The sequence below is a fragment of the Pedobacter gandavensis genome (assembly GCF_032677645.1).
Lineage (GTDB): Bacteria > Bacteroidota > Bacteroidia > Sphingobacteriales > Sphingobacteriaceae > Pedobacter > Pedobacter gandavensis_A.
The window spans coordinates 97936-121714 of sequence record NZ_JAVTSB010000016.1; the positions used below are offsets into that span (position 1 = coordinate 97936).

Below are 23779 nucleotides of genomic sequence, written 5' to 3' on the forward strand. Positions count from 1 at the left end.
GCTGAAGTTCTGATTACGTGTGATATAAAACCAAGTCAGTTCATGTGGATCTCTAAATGATGTGATTTTTTTATACTTTAGACTAAACTAAATTAATGCTCAAATGACTTACGACCTCAGCAGATTACATTCGCTAGACTTTGAATCCCTTTCACAAAGTCTATGTAAAAAAATTATTGGAGCAGGATGTACTTCATTCGGACTGGGGCCAGATGGAGGTAGGGAAGCAACTTTTGAAGGTTCGGCACCCTATCCGTCAGAAACCGAACAATGGTCTGGGTACTGGATTATTCAGGCAAAATTCAAAGCGGAATTATCCTCCAACCTAAATGTCGACTTTTCTTGGCTGAAGAAGCAACTTGAAGGAGAAATGAGGAAGTTTAAATCTAGAGTTCAGGAGGTTAGGCATCCAGACAATTATATCCTTTTTACTAATGTCAGACTTAGTTCAGTAGCGAAAACTGGCGGACAAGATAAATTAGCTGCACTTTTAGCAAAAATGCAAATAGAGTACAAAATTAAGAATATCAAAATTATATCATTTGATGATCTACAAGATCTTCTGAATGGACATCGTGATATCGCCATATCTTATGGGCCATTCATACTACCAGGTGATGTACTCTATTCGATGTTGAATTTGTTGAACGACAAGAATGATCGAAATTCATTTATTAGAGAAACAATGCAGAGATATTTAGAAATCGAGTTTCTAGAAGATCTCCAGTCAAGGCTTGATCAAGCTGGCAAGTTAACTGCAGACAAAGTTATGCTTGAAAAAGTGTTTATTGATCTGGCAGTCTATGATGAAAAGAAAAGTGAAGAAGACCTTTTTGTTAATAGAATGCTCAAAGATGGAAACCGAATAATTAAATGGAGAAAAATAGCATATACAGGACGGTATGTTTTAAAAGCTGGTCCGGGTCAGGGAAAATCAACATTGACTCAATTTCTAACACAAATTTATCGTGCATATTTCTTAAACTCCTATGATCAAAATAAGCCACAAATTCCGGAAATAGATTATTTTTTAGAAGACTTTAAGGCTAGTGCTCCTATTCAACCAAGTTGGATACGTCTACCATTCAAAATAATTCTCAAGGATTATGCTGCGTGGATCTCTGAAACGGTAAAAAGAAATTCAAGTGAACCAGTGTCAGTCTTGTGTTATTTAAGGCAAATGATTAGAAAAAAAACAGGATCAGATTTTCTAAAGATTGAAGAACTTGAAATGTTAGTTGTGAAATTGCCTTGCCTTTTTATTTTTGATGGGCTAGATGAGGTTCCTGTCTCTAGTAATAGGGCACAAGTATTAAGTGAGCTTTCTCATTTTAATGAGGTAATTGTTAGGCGCCTCGAAATCGATGCTATTATTATTGCTAGTACACGTCCCCAAGGATATTCAATAGAGTTTGATAATTCGAGATATAAACATCTAAATATTGCTGACCTAGATCCGGAAACCTGTGAAAAATATATAACGAAACTTCTCTTCAATACCGTCGATGATCTTTCTGCCCGTGAGGCCCGGTTAAAAATTCTAAAAAAGGCGCTAAACGATTCGCAGATTTCCAGGGTAATGAAATCACCGTTGCAGGCATCTATAATGGTAATATTGGTTAACAGTGGAGGAGAACCCCCAAATAATAAATTCGACTTATTTAAGCAATATTTTGAAACAATTTTAAATCGTGAAAAACAACGTAATATATCCAAAATTTTGGGAAATAATACGAGATATGTAATAGAAATACATTATAGACTTGGACTTCATTTACAAAGGGTATCTGAGAAAAGCACAAATCCTGCTGCTAACATAAGTTTAGACGATTTCGAATTGATCGTGAGGGAATATTTAACAGGTAAGGGAATTGAAGTAGCAGAGATCGACGGATTTGTTGACGATATCCGTATGGCTTCTATTGATAGGCTAGTGTTTATAAGTCAGATAGAAGATGAAAAGATAGGGTTCGCAATTAGGTCGTTGCAAGAATATTTCGCCGCAAACGGTTATATCCGTGATGTAAGAGATGAAGATGTTAAAAGTCGAATTTCAGCTATTTCAACAAACTCTTATTGGAGTAACACTTTACTATTTGTTATTGGCCATATATCACAAAATAAGGGATACATGATAGATACTATTCATGGGATATGCCATGAACTAAATGGAGGAAATGAGGATCCCGGTGTAAGAACATTAAAGAGTGCCTGTCTACTAGGTTCATGGCTAGCACTAGATATCCTTATTGAAGGTATCTTTCGTGATGATCCGGGAATTGAAAATAGATTTAGTCAATTTTTACCACCACTACTTTCACTACCATTTACAATGCGCCATAGCGACTTAATTAGGTTGCCGAATCGTATCATATTGAAGTGGGTAATACCTGCATTGAAAACAAGAATCCAGCTACGACAAGATGATTCTTGTTGGAGAGTGGTAGCTTTATTAGTTGAACAGGAGAAAGTATCAATAAATGAATTTCTCCCTCTGCTAGCTGGTAAACAAGATGAAGAACTAGGAAATATAATGAGAATTGTTTCTCGAAAAGTATGTCCGAACGAGCTAGTTTTACACTTTATTGAAAGGTTTTCATCCTATTCAGAAGTAAGATTATTACAATTTTACATGCACGGTGTTTATGAAAGATTCCTCAGTAAGGTAATTACTGCTGCGAATATAAATGTAAAGGGAAAAATTTGGGAATTAATAATTGTAAATATTCTATCAGATACCCAAGGTTTAAGAGATAATTATCATCTCCTTAAGCAATTTGGATTGCATTTAAGCGAAGATAAGTGGCCGTACAGTATCTTAAGTCGTGATATTATAGAATTAGATTTGGAAATTGTAGATGGATTTTCTTCCAGTTTTACTCAATTTAAAAAAAGTAAGAATTCCCTAGTTGGTGATTTACTTTCATTTTCTATCTCGCTTGAAAATAAATTGACGACACATATTTTTAGATTTTTATCTGAACCAATCTATGCAAATTTCCATGAACTAAATGTTTACATAAATCATTTGGAGCCGAATTACGGGATGAGTGTTAGAAGACATTTATCGAAAATCGATTCTACAATGGATCAAGTATTTCTAAACGAGGATATAAACGCAGAAATATTTTCTGAATATCAAAATAATTTATCTGCGATGAGAAGCTTTAAAGGAAATCATTTTGATTTAATTTTTGGAAGTAAGTTTTATAAACCTGATTTTTCATTTGTAGATAGCGATATCCGTAATGGAGTCAATGAGTTTGCTGACAAGATCATTCCAACGCATGGGAAAACTTGTGGAGAACTTCTGGCAGTTTTCTTGTCGTGGTATGGGCCGAAAATTGATGCTGATATGAGAGATAAGCTGTCAAAAGTGATGGGTTTTAAAGAAGTTCTAAAAAGTGGAATTATTGAAAATTTGAGTAGGAAATCAAATAGTTTCCGAATTGAGATTAGCAATTTTTACCAATTTTATGATGTGAACAGTTTACTAGATCTTTACGATGAAAACCCGTTTTTAAACGATTTAAGAATTCGATTTAATGATCTGGATTATATTGAAGAGGGATATAGTAAGGCCGTATTGGGTGCTATCCCTTTGTTTAAGAAACTGATCACCCTTCAGTTAATTACTAGTAAGCGTGTGTCATATGGCCCTTTCTTTCAACTTTTAATATATCAAATTAAATTTTATAATCATACACCACCAGATACAATTCCTGTTAGCGAAATTTTATCTGATTCTAATAACACTGAACCGTATAGAGCGTTAATTTTGATGTTGGATGAAGGTTTTAATAAGCAACATTTGAAGGAAGTTAAAATCATTTTAAGATGCAACAAACACATTCACTCCAATGCGGGATTCAAAAGATCAATACGAGAAGTTCTAAATATTGTTAAAGATTCTCAGCATGTAGATGAATTACTGTTGTTCCTTATAAATGAATTCCCAGATAATTATCTAAATTATAGCCCAATGATGAACTTAATTAGAAACTACGTATGTGCTAAAGAAAGTGGAGTAGATAAACTACTTGCTACTACTAAGTAATGAATTCATTTCTCGCTTTTGGTATTAGTCAAGTTGGTTTATTTGAATTACACATGACGCTATAAAACTATATGACGAAGCATAACTGCTGGTTCACGCCTTTAGAATTTATATGGAAACCGTTACAAATACGTAACTGAGTCAAATTGTGGAGTTTCAGAAAAGTGATAATATTGTTTCTGTAAATTAAAAATGAAGACATTTTTTTCCATATTGGAGGGATAGATTGTAAGAATCATAATCATTTAGTCACTGGTTCGACTTCGAAGCTGAGCACAGAAATAGAAAAGAGGGACATGATAATTAAGCAGTTTTTCCACATAACTAGTTAGATAATAACAGATTAAAAAAGGTGAAACTGTTTTGTTAATCAATTAATACGAGCGCTTGATAGCTAGGTTTTTATGTTTTTTGTATCGCCTCTAGAGTAGATTTTAAGGCCAATAACCCTAAGTAAATAGGGCTAAATTACTGCACTTAACTTACATTTAGATCACCTTAATATCAATTAAATGACGCTGAGAATGGGTGAGATAACCATTGAGTTTTTTTTAACAGTAGAAGAGGAGGTTTGGACTCGAATCAACGCTTCCCAAATATGATCGTATTTTTTCAGATGTGAGGTGAAAAGTTTTGAGCAAATTATGATGCAGCAAATATTTCTCAGAATTGGCATTGGTTTATATACCATTTATAGGTATTTTAATTAAAATTGAATATAATTTGCTGATTGTCAAAATATTTTTTATAACTTAAAGTTGTGTAAAGAATTGAACGAGAGAATTATAGCGGGCATTGGAGGGTTGTCGTTCCGGTTAGTATGATTTGATGTTAGCTAGCAAATACGTCAACTAGCGAATTTAATTTGCTAAATGCTCAAATATGACCAAACTGCCAAAAACAAATCTTACCAGAGCCAATAAATCAACTCCAAGTTCGGAGTCTTCTGGTTTTAAGATATCCAGTCCTTCAATTGGTATCCCAAAAGGAGGTGGATCAATTCGTGGAATAGATGAAAAAATATCTATTAATCCAGTAACAGGCAGCGCCTCAGTCTCTATTCCCCTTCCTTTCTCCAGCGCTGGGGGAAGTACTCCGTCATTTTCACTTCATTATGATTCCGGCAATGGAAATGGTGTTTTTGGCATGGGTTGGTCGCTTGATGTAAAAACTATTAGGCGTAAGACCTCCGAGGGGATACCGCAATACGGGGAGAATGATATTTTCATTTTATCGGGATATGAAGACTTAGTTCCTGTCCGACAAGGTAATGATGAAGAGATATTATTTGAACCAAAGGGCAATTCCTTGCCAGATATACATGAAGATACTAATGGACTATACCAAATTCAATTATATCGGCCAAGAATAGAAGGTCTATTTGCAAGGATTGAGAGATGGACAGAAAAATTATCGGGAGATTTTCATTGGAGGGTTATTTCCAATGAAAACTACACAACTATTTACGGTAAAGGAGAATCGGCTAAAATTATTGATCCCGAAACACCGGGTCGAATATTTGAATGGCTACCTGAGTTTTCATACGATGATAAGGGCAGATGCGTAGCCTTTGATTACCGAAAAGAGGATATGGTCGGTTTGGACCCCACAAAAACGCATAATGCGGGTCGTATTACCGGAACAAGCCGATTTACGAATAGCTATCTTAAGAGGATCTGCCATGGTAATTTTATCCCATATGAAATTGGCAAGCCGATTCCTGAAAAATGGATGTTCGAAACGGTATTTGACTATGGAGAACGTGATATGAATTCACCTTGGTCTAATATAGAAAACGAATGGAAAGTTAGAGAGGATGCTTTTTCAAATTATCTACCCGGATTTGAGATTAGGGTAATTAGACTTTGCAGGGGGGTACTTTTTTATCACAATTTTGACGAACTACCTGGAGGGGCTTGCCTGACCAAGTCATTGTCATTCAGATATTCTAATGCCTCAGGTTTGAATATGCTTGAGAAGGTGATAGTTACCGGCTATACAAAACATGACGACTCAAGTTATAGTTCAGAAGATATACCCCCGTTAGAATTCACTTATCAAAACCATGATTGGAACAATGAGCTAAACGAACTTGATCAGTCACTCGATCTTTTTTCGGATCTTTATAATGAAGGTTTGCCAGGCTTGCTTAAAGAAGAGATCGGCGCTTGGTATTACAAGCGTAATTGGGGCTACGGCAATTTTGGTCCCGCTGAATTACTCAGTAAACAACCATCCCCTGGGAAGGGAAAGAATCTGAACACCCAATTGGCCGATTTAGAAGCTAATGGAGAAAAACAAGTTGTTAGCTTATCTAAGAATATGTCTGGCTTTTTCAAGTTAGATCCCCTTAAAGGCTTCGAAGCTTTCCGGAGTTTTGCTAAAATCCCTATTGTTGACGAAAAATTTTCTCAAAAAGCAATGATTGATCTTACCGGAGATGGCCGGCCAGATATTCTCCTGCTTAACGATAGAATTATAACCTGGTATCCATCTGAGGGGAAAACGGGATATGCTCCACCACGGTCGACATCAATAAGGTTTGGTACTAGTCCTTGGAAAGACGCCCCTGGTAATGGTCAGTCACTATCGTCAACTTTTTTTTCCGATATGACCGGGGACGGACTTACTGATCTGATCAGAATAAGGGATGGTGAGGTTCGCTATTGGCCAAATAAGGGATATGGTCATTTTGGGGAAGGAATTTTAATGGATAACTCACCCAGACTAGGTGACGAATTTGATCCGTCGCGTATAATCTTGCATGATCTTGATGGATCGGGTACGGCCGATCTTTTATACATAGGCAATGATGCTATCTTAACATGGTTAAATAGGAGCGGAAATGAATTTGTAAAAGGGATTGATATTCCTCATTCGGGAATATCATCAAATCAAGATGATGTAGTTATTGCCGACCTTCTTGGAACAGGTATGCCGTGTATCATATTTAATAAAAAACGATCAATCAATAACAAAGAACCGCTAAAATACAGTAACCCACTCGCCGGAAAGCAACCTTATTTACTGACCAATTTTAAGAATAATAGGGGCATAGACGTAGTTATTTCCTATAAGCCTTCTACATATTATTACTTAGAAGATAAAAAGAATGATAATCCATGGGTTACTAATCTACATTTCCCCGTTCAATGCGTATCTAAGATCAAAACAACTGATCAGGTAAGAAATTCGTCTACAATAACGGAGTATAAATATCATCATGGCTACTATGATCATTTTAGTAAAGAGTTTCGTGGATTTGGTCGAGTGGATCAGATTGATAATGAGGTTGATAGGGCAGGATTGTTAGGTGACCAAGCGCCAGTGCTTACTAAGTTATGGTTTCATACTGGAGCTATTGTGGATGGTGTCGATATTGTTTTTGCATTTAAAAAAGAATATTTTAACCGCGATATATTTAGTATGGTTGCCGATTTGGGAACAAAACTACCACGTAGTATTGAAATTGATCAACGATACGATGCCATGCGTGCAGTAAAGGGATCCCTCTTGAGGAAAGAGGTCTATGGCCTTGATGGCGCACCAAATGAGCAGATTCCCTACTCTATAGAACAGTTCCAGTATAATGTGGAACTGTTGGTAGCGGGTACCCAATATTCCAAGGGAGTTTTTTTACTTCAAAATATTGTCCAGACCTCATTTTTGTACGAGCGTAAAGTAGATGATCCAAGGGTCGCGCAGATAGCCAATCTAGAGTTCGATAGCTTTGGTAACGTCTTGTTGCAAGTGAATGTTGCTTACCCAAGGCGCAATATTGCTGGGGATGTAATTCACGATCCACAAAAGCAGCTGTTGATCCATTATACACAGTGTAGATTCACCAACCATATCTCAATCGAAAACTGTCATAGAACACCAATGCCCTATCAACGAAAAGGCTTTTCTCTTAATGGCCTCAAATATGAAGATCAATATTATTCAATTGAGGAACTTAAGGCTTTTTTTGTAAACAGTTTGGAAGTGGATTGTTTTACGATGTCCTCACTTCAGATGCATAAAAATGTATTGGAAATACTGGAACATGAATACCTCGATGATGATGGGTGTACCCCGCTTCCAGTTGGCAATATCGCTGCCAAAGGATTAATATATAGGAGTATAAAAGCTACATTTAACGAAAACTTTCTCATGTCTAACTTTGGCGATTTGGAAAGTGTCAATAATTTGGTTGCAATTTTAACGGATTTTAGCAGAGGAGGATATTTGCAGAAGGATGGGTATTTCTGGATCTCATCTGGAAGTCAACAATTCGATAAAGACAGATTCTTCATCCCTGTAGAAGTAACTGACGCATTGGGAAACATTACTAAGATCGAATATGATAAGTATTCATTGTTTCCGGAGCGTGTTATAGACCCATTGAATAATAGTGTCACTGTTAGAAGATTCAATTACAGGACACTCAGCCCTTACCTGGTTGAAGATATGAATGGAAATCTATCTGCCGTAAGGTTCGATGATATAGGCCGGATTACCCGGAAATTTATACTCGGAAAGCTAAAGATTGATAATGGCGATGAATTTGACCATAGTAAGGTTGAGATAAAAGATGCCGTTGATTTTCCATCAAGTGTGATTTTGTACACCTTCAATGAATGGTTTCGTACAGGATCAGTACCAGATTTTTACATAACATCAGTCCGCGAAACACATTATCATGCCGGGCCTGCGTCAGTTGCCAAATGGTTGGATATCTATAGTTGGCTGGATGGTAGTGGCAATACGATACAGGAGAAGGCTATGGCGGAGCCAGGTGAGGCCTTACGGGCAAATGCGGATGGATCATATACCAAGATTCCAGATACCTCACCAGCAATAAGGTGGCTTTCGTCAGGGACCTTAGTTGTCAATAACAAGAATAATATTGTCCGAACATATGAACCTTATTTTAGCACGGCAGCAGAATTTGACTTCCACCATTTAATAGCAAGATCTGGCGCTGAGACCAAGTTCCTATACGATGCCCTTGGTAGAGTTATCAGAACAGACTATGCCAACGGAACGTTTTCAAGGGTCGATCTGGGCGCTTGGCAACAAATGCTTTATGATCGTAATGATACGGTAGCGGAAAGCTCCTGGTATCACCAGCGTATAGTCAATCCTGATCCGGCGACAGCTACTCCGGCTGAGGTAGAGGCAGCTAAGAAAACTATGGCCCATAATGATACCCCTTCAATTGATCATCTGGATACTTTGGGAAGACCTTTTGCTCATATTGATACTATGGGAGGCAATGTCCAACAGGTCTCACTTGTAGAGTATGACATCCAAGGAAATGAACTTTCCTGTGATAACGCCAGGGGTGTAAAAATCATCCGATCAACTTTCGACATGATAGGAATGAAATATGAGGAGACCAGCTTTGATAGTGGTCGGAAAAGATGGCTCTATGATGCTGTGGGAAGAAAACTAGTCTCATGGGATAATCTCGGGAATAGGATTTCATACCAGTATGATGCTTTGGGCCGAAAGGAAACTTCAAGTTTTAGGAATTTGGGGGGATCTGATGTCATTTTTGAAAAAACGCAGTATGGTGAATCCTTATCATATGACGTTGCTTTTCAGAAAAATCTACTTGGAAAAGTCTATAAGCACTTTGATCAATCAGGGATCATTACTTGCCAGGAATATGATTTTAAGTATAATCTGTTAAAAACTGTTAGACAATTTGTGAAGGATTACACCACAATTGTGGATTGGAGAGATACTGCTGCTGTGATTTTGGATCCTGAGCAGTTTGATAGTAATACTGATTATGACGCTTTGAATAGACCCATTAAGACGGTATTGCCATACAGAATGGGAGAGCAGCCAAATGAATATCAAGTAAGCTATAATGAAGGTGGCCTGCTGAACGCCCTCACACTCGCTGTAGGTGCAAATGCACCTATAACAAACATAAGTAAGATAGTTTATAATGCAAAACGACAAAAAAAATCGGTTTTTCTGGCGAATGGCACCAAAACGACTTACACATATGACAACTTAAGCCTGCGGTTAAAATCATTGGTTACTACTCGTGATAATGGTACAGAATGCCTTCAGGATCTGAGGTATACCTACGATCCTCAAGGTAACCTTATTGAAAGTTCTGATTTTTCCCAACCTGACCTCCATTATAATGGCGAACTCGTAAGAGCCAGAACAGTATACACCTACGATCCGATATATGAAGTTATCTCGGTTTCAGGGCGCAAGCATGCCGGTCAGACAAACCTGAACTATGGACAATCACAAGGTGGGTACAGGAATTATCCGTTCATTCCAAGTTCAACTATTGATCCGAATGATTCAAGTGCGCTTTGCAATTACGTTGAAAACTATAAATATGATGGTGCTGGAAATATGCTGGAAATACAGCATATCTCAAAAAGTAATAGATGGACGAGATCCTTCAATTATGGAAAAGACGCAAACAGGTTAATGAGTTGTATCACTGGTTCCGGAGCGATTAATTATACCTTTGATAATAACGGGAATATGTATGGCCATGGGCATCTTGGTCATACCAAATATGATTTTCTTGATCAGCTGAGAGAGGTCGATTTGCGAGGGGGCGGAAAGGCTTGGTACAGCTACGATGCAAGTGGACAAAGAACCAGAAAGGTCGTCGAGCGACAAGATGGATCGAAAAATATCAGGCTTTATTTAGGCGGGGTTGAAGTCTACAAGGAAATCAATCAATTAGAAGAGACGGTCACGGAGCGCCACTCTTTGTTAATCAGCGAAGGTGAGCGGATTGTTCTCATTGTCGATATTCCCTTAATATTCCGCAACGCAACGCAAAGTAAGCCCCTCTTTCGGTATCAGTATGGAGATCACTTAGGTTCAGTAGCATTGGAGTTAGACGAAACTGGAAAGATTATCTCCAGAGAAGAATACGGACCTTTTGGAACTACTACATTTTATATTACAGATGCTTCACGGGAGACAAATGCAAAACGGTATCGGTATACCGGAAAGGAAAGAGATGAGGAAAGCGGCTTTTCATATCACGGAGCAAGATACTATTTGCCTTGGTTATGCCGTTGGGCAAATACCGATCCTGACGGAATAAATGATGGTCTGAATGCTTATACATACGTGCACAATAATCCTTTAAAATCAATTGACGACACCGGTAAGAAAACCAAACCTGCTACTTCATTAAAAAATTCGCAAAATGTATTTAACAATGCGCTTGACGCATTAGCTAAGAGATTTGGAAAGGATAAGAGGCTGGAATTAAGTGGAGATTACGATGTCATTAATAAGCGTGGACTCATTCATGTGGAGCCAGGGGATGGGACCAGGTATGCGATTAGGTTTATGAACAATAAATTTGATGTTATTCAAAGCCCTGTACCTATAAAGGTAGATGGTATGGTTTATTTCCCCACCGTACATTTCTCTTGGGATGGCTCCGGTAATTTAACCCAGTCAGCTGAGAAAGGGGGAACCGATATTCATAGTAATTCTGCTGCAAAACCAAAACAAAGCCAGTATGAACGAATGATGGCTGACAGTCAGACGAGGGAAGCGATAGAGAATGCGAGCCGTGTTACAGGCATTTTGGTAAGCGACCTTTCAGTGATGGCTATTATAGAGTCAGGGGGGAGGGCCAACGTGGGTGCAAACCGATTGGGGTATACTGGTCTAATGCAGATGGGAAGGACAGCGGTTGCAGATCTTTTAGCAAGATCTCCACAGGCGTCAAAACTAGGGATCACCTGGGAAAGAGTACAAAATGATGTGAAATATAATGCTCTGGCTGGTGCATTGTACTGGAGACTAAATCAAAGGGAACTCGAGGCGAACAACGTTCCAATCAACTTGGCAAATATGTACCTGGCCCATCAACAAGGAGTGAGAGGTATGCGAAGTCTGTTGCGCGACAGCGTAGCGGCACCGAATGCTCCGTTAACAGAAAGGCAGCAAACCAATATTCCGAGAGGATCTGGCATAGCCACGCGCAGACAATTTTTTGACTACTGGAACAATCGAATGAATGAAATTCAGAGAACAATTCCACAGAGATAACAATTTCCATACTTCAAATAAACGTAACAAAATGATCATTAAATCAATAACAAAAACTGCTGGAGAGACGTTAATTGGCGAGTTTGCATATAATGCTTCTGGCGAATTGGAGAAAATTTATATTAATATGGGGCCACCAGAGCCCATAATGGAAATTCTCGTCAACAGAGATGAAGATGGAAAAATTACCAGCGCAGAATTCGCTGGTGACATGAACGGGTTTAGCGAATATCATTACCAAGGGAACAAAGTAATCATAACCCACAATGTTTCAGATGAATCAAGGTATGAACGCAAGTATTTGGAAGGGAGCGAACAATATGGACTCGCATCCTCTGTGATGCAAAGTTTGCCAGTTTCCCAGAGGGCTTATACTGAAATTGTATTCACCGGGGGATTCCCCGTGTCATTGGCTCAGTTCTATAGTGAAGACAATGCCCCCCCTACAGAGCAGATAGGCTGTAAGTATATTATATCGCAGACACGGACAAATATTGAACTTTACAGAAGAGTGGAATCGGAGTATTTTACGATCCTTAAATATATCTTTTCAGATTTCGAGAATACGCCTGCACCTGCGATAGATGGAAATCTTTTTCTTGCATTGGCTGGGCATCCTAATGGAGTTGCATTAGGGCATATTTGTTTTGCAGACCTTCTTACGTTCAATCCAAATAACTATTTGCAAAAAGACTTCGAAATAATACTGCGTGAAGACCCAGGTAAAGAGGTTTTTACAAACAAGATAGTTGATGGGCAAGTTACCCAGAAATTGATAGATCCAACCGCGTCAGTTCTACCTGAAGTACAAACGGTGGATTTTATTTATTAAACTAAAATAAGCAGTATTAATATGATGTTATTCGAAGGCAGTTTAAAAAATCAGGGTATCCAAAGTGGTGTTGTTAAGGTTCATCTTTATGAGAAAAAACTTGGCAGTATGGCAGAACTCGGTCATGTTGAGGCCAGGGAAGGCAGGTATAGCATAGAACTGAAAGATAGAAAGATGTTGCCTGCATATATCCTGGAGGTTAAGGATGAACATGGTAAGGTCTTAATGACAACAGATTTGCGCTTTAATGCCGCAAACGTTAACGTAATTGATCTTCACGCTCATAAGCTACAGCCTCTCTTCATATTATGTCACGAGGCACTAAAAGAGCTGTCGACTTGGGATACCTGGGCGACATTAGTGGATTCGGACAAAGCTTATATTGAAGGCGTTTCTGAGATAGACATACCTATAATTGATCGTTATGTAAGCTCGAAAAAGCTAGAGGCGAAGGTTGGTTTACCAGCCGCGCTTTTCTTTGCATGGCTTAACAGAGGACTTCCAGGCGACATTTCTGAGCTTGAAATTGTTGATAGGGACAAGTTAAAAAATAGTATTTTGGAAGCTATAAGATATAATGAGGTTCCGGCAATGACTGACGACGAAATTGAACGACATCTTAACCATTGGGAAAATTATAGGTTTACTGAATGGTTGGATGCGCCTGCTGCCCTAGGTGATATCTCAAAGATACTTTCCTTAGTAGTCGATGATCGCGAATCCCAGCGTGTACTATTAAAAGTCTACCTTAAATCCAGCACAATGACTGATTTTTGGGAGGCTTTAAAAATTATAGGCATAGATGACATTAAGAAGGAAGACCTGCTGCTTGCATTTAAATTAGATAAGATAACCGGGGGAATATCAACTCTAACAAAGCAATTGATGATCCAGGCAGGAAAAGCAAGAAGTGGAAATCCAATAAGGGAAATAGCCTCATGGACGAAAGAAAAATGGACCTTATGGATGGATAAACATGCGTTGCCATCAACTTACAGCGAAATTAAGAAAATAACAGCTCAGGATGCTGTGGATCTAATTCCGAAATACATCTTAAATGTCCAGGCGATTTTGAGATCTTCTTATCCAACACCTGTTTTTTATGCACAGTTAGCCGAACAGGATTTAACATTTTTTAAAGGGCAAACAAGAGCTGATTTGTTGAGCTTTCTCGAAAGAAATCCTTACTTTGATTTTGAAAGTACAGCTAGTCACCTTGATGATGACTCAAATTTGGTGAATGAGCCTCTTCAAATGGTCATTCACCAGGTGAGACGTTTATTTTCTTTGAATAAAGACCTCACGCTAATAGATGCGCTTTTATATGACGGACTAGATTCTGCTTTTGCTATTTCCGGGTTGGCAAAGAGTGACTTTGTATCTAGGTATACAGGTGTTTCAGGCTCAGGTATTATTGCGGAAGATGTCTACCGAAAAGCTAGTACGATATACACCGAATCATTGGCGTTGTGGATGAGTTATCAGGCCAATCTTTCCGTACCGTTGGGCGTGATTCCGGATAATATAAATAGGGTGAGCTCAGCAGATTTTGATTTGGTAAGTATGTTTGGTCGTTATGACGGCATAGAGACTAAGCACTGTTCCTCTGTTCTTGGACCATCTGCGTATTACGCAGATATCTTGAACTTTCTCCATCAAAAGTCTGGAGAGCTGTATGAAGAGCTCAAACGTCGTCGGCCGGATCTGTTTACAATCGACCTTACTTGTGGAAATTCAGAAACCTTACTTCCCTATATTGATTTAGTCAATGAAGCTTTGGAAAATCAGGTATTGCTCCATAAAGATCCGTCAGTTCCATTACCCTCTTCTTATCAGACAACATGGAGCCAGGTTGAATTATCCGGCTCTCCGGAACATATAAATTACGCGGCTTATGAAGAGCTTAAAAAACAAGTTTACCCTGTAACTTTACCATTCAACTATCTTTTGGAAGAATCCAGGATTGTACTGGATTATTTAGAACTGCCTAGACACGTTCTTATGTCTGCCTTTTTCACAAGTCGAGATAATTCTGCCGCTTTTGATGACTATGCAAATTGCATTGAGCGACTGGTGCTTTCCCCAGAGGAAGGAAGCATTATTACGGGTGAAAAAACGGGAAATGACACACCTTTTAGTGGCTCTTGGAATTTTTACGGATTTGATAAGCCACAGAATTTTAAAGCAATTAAAGACCCGATTAAACCAAATCAACCGATCACTAGCGGCAATTGGGTTACGGTACTCTCCGGAAGGATAGATATTTTTCTTCAGCAAACAGGTATGTCCTATAAGGAAATGCTTACGATGTTGTTATGCGGGAGTATAAATCCGGTTAGGGGTACTGCTCCTAAAATTTCAATTGTAGCGAAAATCATCGATGAAGATGGAAAACCCGTACCCCCGGATACCAGTCAATTGAACTTGCTTGAACTGAAGGGACTCGAGGAAGTGGATTTAAAGGTTATTCACCGTTTTCTTCGAATATATAGACAGTCTGGTCTGAGCATGTATGATCTGGATAAATTATTCAAAGTTTTTGGGCCACTGAATGGAGACGTGGCCCAGAACAAGGTACTTCTGCAGAGGATTGCTCAGATCCTCTACTTTCAGAAACTTTTTAGAGCAAATCTTGATGAATTGCTTGCTGCTTGGAGCGATATTGGAACCCGTTCGTATATTGATTACTTTTCTTCAGGTTACCCTGTAATCCCATCGCTATATGAAAAGCTCTTCAAAAACCGCGCATTGGTCGATACACGAAATGATATCAGAGGCTTACCTGCCAGTGATGAACATAGCGTCGCCTCTGTAATGGGGGCGCTGGAAATTTCGTTTAAGCAGTTTACATTCCTTGTGCAAGCTTTAAATATTGGGTCTAAGTTGTCTTTAAAAGACGTTTCCCTGCTTTATCGATACGTGAGCATGGCAAGGTGGTTAGGATTAAGTTTAGATGATTTTATAGGTTTTATAACTCTCATAGGAGCGGAGTTGTTCAAAGGTCCAGCTTTCCTTTTTAGTTTTCTACATCAGTTTAATACAATATCCGCTTCAACATTTACATTTAAGGAGGTCAGTTACCTTCTTAATCATGCCACTGTAGCAAATGGCATCGCTTCAGCAAATGACGTTATCGGCACCTTTCTCTCAGAACTCCGTACGGCATTGCGGGCTGGTGAATTAAAGGGGACCGAGAACAATGAGACTGGAAATGCTTTGCGCGAAAAGTCGCAAAAAAAAGTAATTGTTCAAAAATTTTCTGAACAACTCGGTCTTACTTTTCATTCTGTAAGCCTGCTTTTAGAAAGCTATAAAAGGCCAGGAAGTAAACTGTTTTTGATTGAAGAGTTTGTCTCGGTTAATTTGTCTTCTGATTTGCTGAAAACATATTTTCTTTATGGTACGCAAATCGAGTTTGAGCCTATTTTTGTAGATATCAAACCGCGCATAAATAAGGAGGTAATGGTAACAGCCTTATTTCGAGTTTACAGCCTAATGGTAAAGATTGGTAATATTATTAATAGACTTAAAATAAATGAATTAGAACTTGAAAATATCTTGCAAAATAGAGACTATCTGAAAATAATTGATTTATTGGCATTGCCCGTAGATCCGATTAAGAGTGCTGACTTTAACGGATTCATGAGTTTGCTAAAAATAGTCGAGGCTAGAAACGCTGTAGCCCCGGTCTCAGAAAAATTTCTTAGTGTTTTCACTGCAGAGAATAAGAAGGACTGGATGGCTATTTTATTGGAAGTAACTGGTTGGGAAGAACCCATACTCGAATTATTAATAGGCAATAGTAATGAGGCAAATGATGCGGGATTATTGAAGGTAACCTTTGGATCTGATTTTAGGACTGGAGAATTTATCCTAAGACTATTTGCTTGTATAAATGCAATTGCCACTTTGGGAACCCAAACGGAGATCATAAAAAGATTAATTGATGGTAATATCGTTCCCGAAACAATTTTAACACTTCGAAATGCTGTAAAATCGAGGTTCGGGCAAAACGAATGGATTGATGCCATAAAACCCCTTCGCAATGAATTAAGGGAAAGGCAGCGCGCTAGGCTCGTTAGCTATCTCATCAATAAAGCAGATCCTCAAAAGAGAGAAATGTGGTCTGATGCCAATGGGCTATATGAACATTTACTCATCGATGTGGAGATGAAGCCCATGGTGATGACCTCACGCATTCGCCAAGCTATATGTAGTATACAACTATTTTTAGACCGGGTGCTGATGAATCTCGAATTCTTAAAAGGAGATGTGTCGAAACCCATTCCTATGAATCAGGAAGCGGTAGACTCCTGGAAAAGCCTAAGGCGTTTGTATAGGGTTTGGGAGGCGGGAAGAAAAGTACTTCTTTATCCAGAAAATTGGTTAGAGCCTGAGTTAAGAGACAATAGATCAGTATTCTTTACTGAATTAGAAACTGAGCTCAAACAGGATGAACTCATCAAGCCAAACATTGAGCAAGCCTTTCAGAATTATCTTGAAAAACTTGATGAGATCGCGAGACTGCAAATTGTTGGTGTACTGGAAGAATATGAACCAAGAACATATAATGAGGAAACAGGGGAATTTGAATCGGAAATAGATGTATTGCATGTATTCGGAAGGACGCTAGCACATCCTTATACCTATTTTTACCGAAGATTCAATCAAAATGAATGGTCACCTTGGGGGAGGACGGAGCTGGATATTGATAGTGACCACATCGTTCCAATAGTCGATGGTAGAAGACTTGCTATATTTTGGCTGTTTTTTACTGAGCGACATGAGGAGAGAGATAAGGTTGATACCAGCAATATTCAAACCTCGGACGGGTATTGGAAAATACAGGTTGCATGGAGTGAGTATAAGAGAGGCAAATGGGGTGCAAAAAGGCTTTCAAAAAATTCATTCGAGTCTATTCGGTTTTCTACTATCCCCGCAAGCGCAAACAGTGCTGGAAAGACAATTAAAGTCCAAATGGAAGAGTTTAAGCGTGACGCTGCCCTTTTCCATGGAGTGTTGAATGAAGGGTTTGCCTTGGTCACAAATAATCGTGAAGGTTATCAAATTGTTGGGGAAAGTACAGCTTCTGATGTCGGGTTGTTATTCCGAGATCTATTTCATGATCCTGAGATCATTAATCCAGCAACCCAACAAGGAGGAGGAACCATCTCACCAGAGGACATGCCAAAAAATGTTAAAGTTGAAAAAATGCGACTTGTAAGCGATTTTGGTGGCAATCAGCCATTATTATATTATGACCAGAATAATATTGCTTTCAAACAAGTTGGAGGCAGTTATGAACTATCTGTTCCATTAAGCACTGCATCCGCGGGAAAATCCTCCCGGGAACTGACATCTGGTACCATTCATTTTAACTGGAAACCGACTGCGAAATATTATTTTTTTGCGGACTCGAAAAACACGTTTTTACTCTCAAAAAAAAGTAATGTTTCCGCGACGGTATTTACAAACAACAATGGTCATTTAACATATGACTTACAATCTGACGCGGCTAACGTGGCGAGAATAAGTTATTTAAAGGACCTGAATACAAGAATAAGGAAAGATTTTAGCGATTCCTGGTATGGTCAGGACGGATTAGCTGTTAGTACATTTTATCATCCCAATGTGCGAAGATTTATCTTTGCATTAAATAGGTTTGGAATTGAACGATTGCTAAACCGGTCCCAACAGTGGGAAATAGAAAAAGATGAGAGCATTAAATTTGAAGCAAATTATAAGCCTACTTCATGGGTACTTAATTTAGGTAAATATGTATATCCGACCAGTCAAATTGATTTTTCATACACGGGTGCCTATTCGGGATATAACTGGGAGCTTTTCTTTCATGTCCCGATGCTCATTGCTTGTAGACTTAGTACTGACCAAAGGTATGAGGATGCCAGAAAGTGGTTTCATTTCATTTTTGATCCTACTAGAAAAGAGAAAAAAAATGCCGGAAAGGAACGGTTTTGGCAATTTAAACCATTTTATGATGAAGCGTTAAAGCCAATAAATACACTTGGTGATTTATTGAGAGATAAAGAAGCGCTCCAGGATCAACTAGATAAATGGCAGACGAACCCGTTCCAGCCACATGTCATTGCACGCATGAGGGTTATGTCTTATATGAAGAACGTAGTAATGAAATACCTGGATAATCTTATCAATTGGGGTGATCAGTTAGCCAGACGTGATACAATTGAAGATCTTAACCAAGCTACCAACTTATACGTACTTGCTGCGAAGATCCTTGGGCAGCGACCAGAGCAAATCCCGCCAAGGGTTACTCATTCCGAAAGGAATTTTGAGGAAATTCTTGATTTCCTGGATGCATTTTCAAATGCAATGGTTAATATTGAAACCTATATCTCCCCATCTGCACCCCCAGCTTCAGGGCCAGGTAACCCACCCCAGATCGGCAAGATGTTTTATTTCGATATACCTACGAATGAATTGCTATTAAAGTATTGGGATACTGTTGCAGATCGACTCTTCAAAATCCGCAATGGATTGAACATGGAGGGTGTTGCCCGCACTTTATCCTTATATGGTACCCCGATAGATCCTGCTTTATTAGTTAGGGCAACAGCATCTGGTATGGATCTTAACAGTATCCTATCTGAAATTAATACAGACCTTCCTTATTACCGCTTTGCATTTATGTTACAAAAAGCAGCGGAGCTTGTTAGCGAAACGCAGGGACTTGCCTCTTCTTTGTTGTTGGCCGTTGAGAGAAGAGATGAAGCAGCTTTAGAACAACTACGGTTTGGCCATGAGCAGAAACTGTTGGATGGGATGCTCACAATCAAGGAAAGACAGGTAAGTGAAAGTAACGAATTATTAGAGGCTTCTAAATTGGCATTGGAGAACGCAAAAAAACGCCAAATTTACTTTAGCAGTCGCGAGTACATGAATGCTTATGAAAAACAGCATTTGAGTAGTGTTCAAACAGGAATGGTATTATCCATAGCTCAGGGACAAATAAATTCAATGGCCGGAGTCCTTGCTACGATACCGAATTTTAAGGTGGGCGCACCGTTTTCGATAGGTGCAACTTTTGGAGGTGATAATCTTAGTAGCATGCTCTCTGCGGTAAGCAATTATCTTGGTATTATGGCGAGCATCAATAGTGCTCGAGGTATGATGGCAGCTAGCCTGGGCGGATATACCCGCAGGATGGACGATTGGATGTTCCAAGCTGATACTTCTGCTAATGATGTTAAACAAGCGGAAAGACAATTGATTGCAGCAGAGATACGAACATCGCTTTCCATCACTGAGCTTGAGAACTATCGTTTACAGGTTGAGCAGTTAAAAGCGAGGGATGAATTTTTTAAAGCTAGATTTTCAAGTCAACAGCTTTACGATTGGCAGATCAATCATCTTTCAACCCTTTATTTTCAAGCCTATCAGATGGCCTTTGATATTTCTCGAAAGGCCGAAAAGTGCTATCAATTTGAGACAGGGTATTTTAATCAGAAAAAATTCCTGCAGTTCGGGTATTGGGATAGTCTAAAGAAAGGTCTATTGAGTGCTGAGAAATTGCAGCACGACCTTAGACGAATGGAAATCTCTTACTTGGAGGAGAATAAACGTCAACTTGAGCTTACCAAACATATTTCATTGGTACTACTCGATCCTCAAGCGTTATTGAGTTTAATTGATACAGGGATTTGTCAGTTTTATATTCATGAGGAGCTTTTCGACTTCGATTTTCCTGGACATTATTTCCGTAGATTGAAGTCGGTATCAATTACAATCCCATGCATAACAGGTCCATATGTTACGATAAACTGTAAATTTACGCAGATTTCAAGTTATATAAGGACTGATCCATCGCCCGGCAGCATATATGGCTCTGATGACTATGGCGCTGATGCGCGTTTCCATAAAGTGATTGAACAAAAATCCATGTCGATCGCAACCAGTCATGCGCAAAACGACAGCGGAATGTTTGATTTCGGTGCTAATGATGAACGATATTTCCCTTTTGAAGGATGTGGGGTCTTTGGAAGATACATGCTCGAATTACAAACAGAAAAAGATCTAAGGCAGTTTGACTATAGTACAATAAACGACATTATACTACACTTTAATTACATCGCGCAAGAAAGTAATGTATTGAAACAGCATGCCACGGATCATTTGAAAAATTTGTTAAGAACAACCTCTGTGAACCAAAATGGCCAAGAAAAAAGTGGGTTGAAATTATGGAGAATGTTTAGCCTAAAACATGACTTCTCGAATGAATGGAACAGCTTTATCCATTCTCAAGCTGATCCAAAGGGCGAGATGGCCTTCAGAGTGAAGAGTGACCACTTTCCTTTCTTTGTTCAAAATCGACCAATTTTGCTTAAGAAAATTAAGCTTAGCGTGTATTCCTCTCCTGGCTCAAGCATTTTGAAGTTTACATTATGGCTCAACGGTGAGTCCGTACCAAATGATGGTAGTTCGATTGATTTGAAGGAAGGAAAATTCTATATCAAGTCTGAAGAATCTCCAAGTACGGGCTATGAAGGTCTAAGGGATATTTTTTTGATTGTCGATTATCAACTAGATGACTAGTTGAACAAGCCAGCAATTAAACTATGAACAGGGAAAGTAAATCTTGTTTCCAAGAGTATCATTAATTGTAGACCTAATTTTTCAGCTAATTTTTATGAAATAGGAAAAACCAACAAATTGTGATATTTTAGACTTAACTAAATAAACCTCAGAAATTTAAATTATGGATTCGTACAAAATTTCATCGATTATCATTGCATCTGCAATTTTCTTAATAATTGGAGTTGTCGGATGTGTGACAACAATACTTCAATCTGCTACCGGAAAAGCCTATAGTTTCCATAAATTTCAAACGTGGCTATGGACATTGGTAATCTGTCCTTGCTTTGCCTTATATTGGGGTGCTATTCCAAATCATGTACCAACTATAAACTTGACTGCATTGATATTGCTCGGAATTTCAGGCGTCACATTGTTGACTGGTGAAATAATATCGCAAGTTCAGATGAAATCTGCTAAAGCAGTTGGATTAACTTCCAAATCGGAACTTGATAGTAGAGGTTTCTTTATTGATTTACTTTTAGATGACGATGGCAATTTATCTATAGCACGATTGCAACAACTCGTTTTCACATTAGTGTATTCGGTTATTTATGTCTGCACATTTTTTGGGACACTAAAATATCCCGAATATCCGGTATTCGACACAACTGCATTTGTTCTTATGGGGATTTCAACAGGGACATATTTGGTGGGAAAAGGCATGCGTAAATAATATTATTGTTTGGGAGGGTAGTTTTGCGTGTTTTAAATAATGACAGTGATTTCCCTTCAGCTTCTTGATACAATTCATGAATTGCAAAAAATCGAGTTTTGAAAACTTTGCTTTCGGTGTATATTTCGGAGAAGTTTAAACCGAAATGGGGTGGTCAGTTTCAGCGAAATCTCCACCCTGTTATGCTAAACGCAAAAAATAAATAAACTAAAGATTAAGCTTTTTGGGGAATTATGGAAATTAATCAAGATTGAACTGTCCTATTCAGATTATAACATTTTACAAAAACGCGCTATGGAAATGAAAACTCCACTACACGAAGCACTATTGGATGCCGACTTCTTTTAAGGCGATTTATTACCCGATGTATATAATTCTGATAATTCTGAAAATTTAAAGCATACCAGTACCAGCTAATGAGCAAATTCGCTGTAAACATACCGGAATATCAAATTAGGGCTATGAAAACTAAATGGGGTAGTTGTACCATTTATACTTATTATCCACCGGAAAAATATTCTTGATTGTCGGCATTCTTTATTGCGCTATCTGGATCTGAACTTGCCAAATCCCGGCAATTGGTTTGTCCGTAAGCAAGATCATCCGTACCGGCCGAAGCGTGAGAATGTTCGTGAACTACAGTACCAGCCTTTGAATCGGTCCCATTATCTGGTGCCGTCCAGAAGGCACTGCAAAACCATACCGTAGTGCTGTCTTTATAGGTATAGCCATAAGCTCCACTTGGGCAGCCTTCACCTGTTAAATCATATTGAAAACTTTTGGTTTCCATATTATCTACGATCTTTTGGAAATTTCCAGTTACCGTACCGGGTCGGTTTCCGGAGTAGCTGCCAAACCACATGTTGTAGGTCGGGTCATTCGCAATCGTAGCTAATGCGACTGTTGCAAGCGCGTAGCCATTATTGTGCGCATCACCTGCTTGGCTTTGCTGACCAGCTGTACCACCATTAAAGGTACAGGCCCGTAAGCCTCCCGAGGCGGCTTTTTTGCTTCGAAGGCCGTTACGGCTTTTTTTTTGATCCTGACTACGATGGAATGCGCCTTCTGTTTGCCGGAACGTTCGCCCCCCTGCTATTTTAAAAGTTGCGGGTTTGATGCTTAACTGGAAGGTTTTATAGGTGTCCAGTGGGTGAGTTGCGGCAACCGCCTCTTCTAATGCCCGCGTTAATGACCGGTCTGGAAAATAAGAAAAGGCTTTCGGATCGAAATTGACCTTAATATTTTCATGCCCTTTCAGATCATATGCCCTGGATAAGTCTATCCTGTTCGACACACTCTGGTCAGGTTCAAGCGTCATAAAGTCTTCTTTACCTGGTTTACCTCTTTTGACCATCATTCCATCATATGGAATGACTTTGTTTCCAGATTTCACGATCAGACAAGGACTTATTATACCTTCTAAGGGTGTATTCCACTTAAGTATCTGCACAACTTGGTTCGAGATGTTTTTAATCTCAAATATCAGGTTGGCTTCTTCATCTTTTTTGTACGCATCCAGGGCGTAAATATTGATGTCGAGTTCGTTTTTCATCAGCGCGAA

At 38.8% G+C, this 23779-nt stretch carries 6 protein-coding genes; 5 read left to right on the top strand and 1 reads right to left on the bottom strand.

Features of this window, described 5'->3' with window-relative positions; all coding sequences use genetic code 11:
• Positions 1 to 103: 103 nt before the first annotated feature.
• The 5 genes from R2Q66_RS23170 (at position 104) to R2Q66_RS23190 (ending at position 22218) form a co-directional block, all read left to right on the top strand.
• Complete coding sequence (locus R2Q66_RS23170; protein ID WP_316753707.1) at positions 104 to 4057, top strand: hypothetical protein; 3954 nt, start codon at positions 104 to 106, stop codon at positions 4055 to 4057.
• An 882-nt stretch (positions 4058 to 4939) separates the two neighbouring features.
• Positions 4940 to 12100: a SpvB/TcaC N-terminal domain-containing protein gene (locus R2Q66_RS23175; RefSeq protein ID WP_316753708.1), complete on the top strand. Its 7161-nt coding sequence runs from the start codon at positions 4940 to 4942 to the stop codon at positions 12098 to 12100.
• 31 nt (positions 12101 to 12131) lie between these two features.
• The gene (locus R2Q66_RS23180) at positions 12132 to 12932 is read left to right on the top strand and encodes a hypothetical protein (RefSeq protein WP_316753709.1); all 801 of its coding nucleotides are present in this window, start codon (positions 12132 to 12134) and stop codon (positions 12930 to 12932) included.
• A gap of 21 nt (positions 12933 to 12953) precedes the next feature.
• Positions 12954 to 21503 (top strand): neuraminidase-like domain-containing protein, encoded by an 8550-nt coding sequence (locus R2Q66_RS23185; protein WP_316753710.1) that lies wholly within the window; start codon positions 12954 to 12956, stop codon positions 21501 to 21503.
• A 163-nt stretch (positions 21504 to 21666) separates the two neighbouring features.
• Positions 21667 to 22218, top strand: coding sequence for a hypothetical protein (locus R2Q66_RS23190; RefSeq protein ID WP_316753711.1), 552 nt, complete (start codon positions 21667 to 21669; stop codon positions 22216 to 22218).
• A gap of 499 nt (positions 22219 to 22717) precedes the next feature.
• Here the strand turns inward: R2Q66_RS23190 and R2Q66_RS23195 are convergent, their stop codons facing one another.
• Positions 22718 to 23770, bottom strand: coding sequence for a M35 family metallo-endopeptidase (locus tag R2Q66_RS23195; RefSeq protein ID WP_316753713.1), 1053 nt, complete (start codon positions 23768 to 23770; stop codon positions 22718 to 22720).
• Positions 23771 to 23779 lie beyond the last annotated feature (9 nt).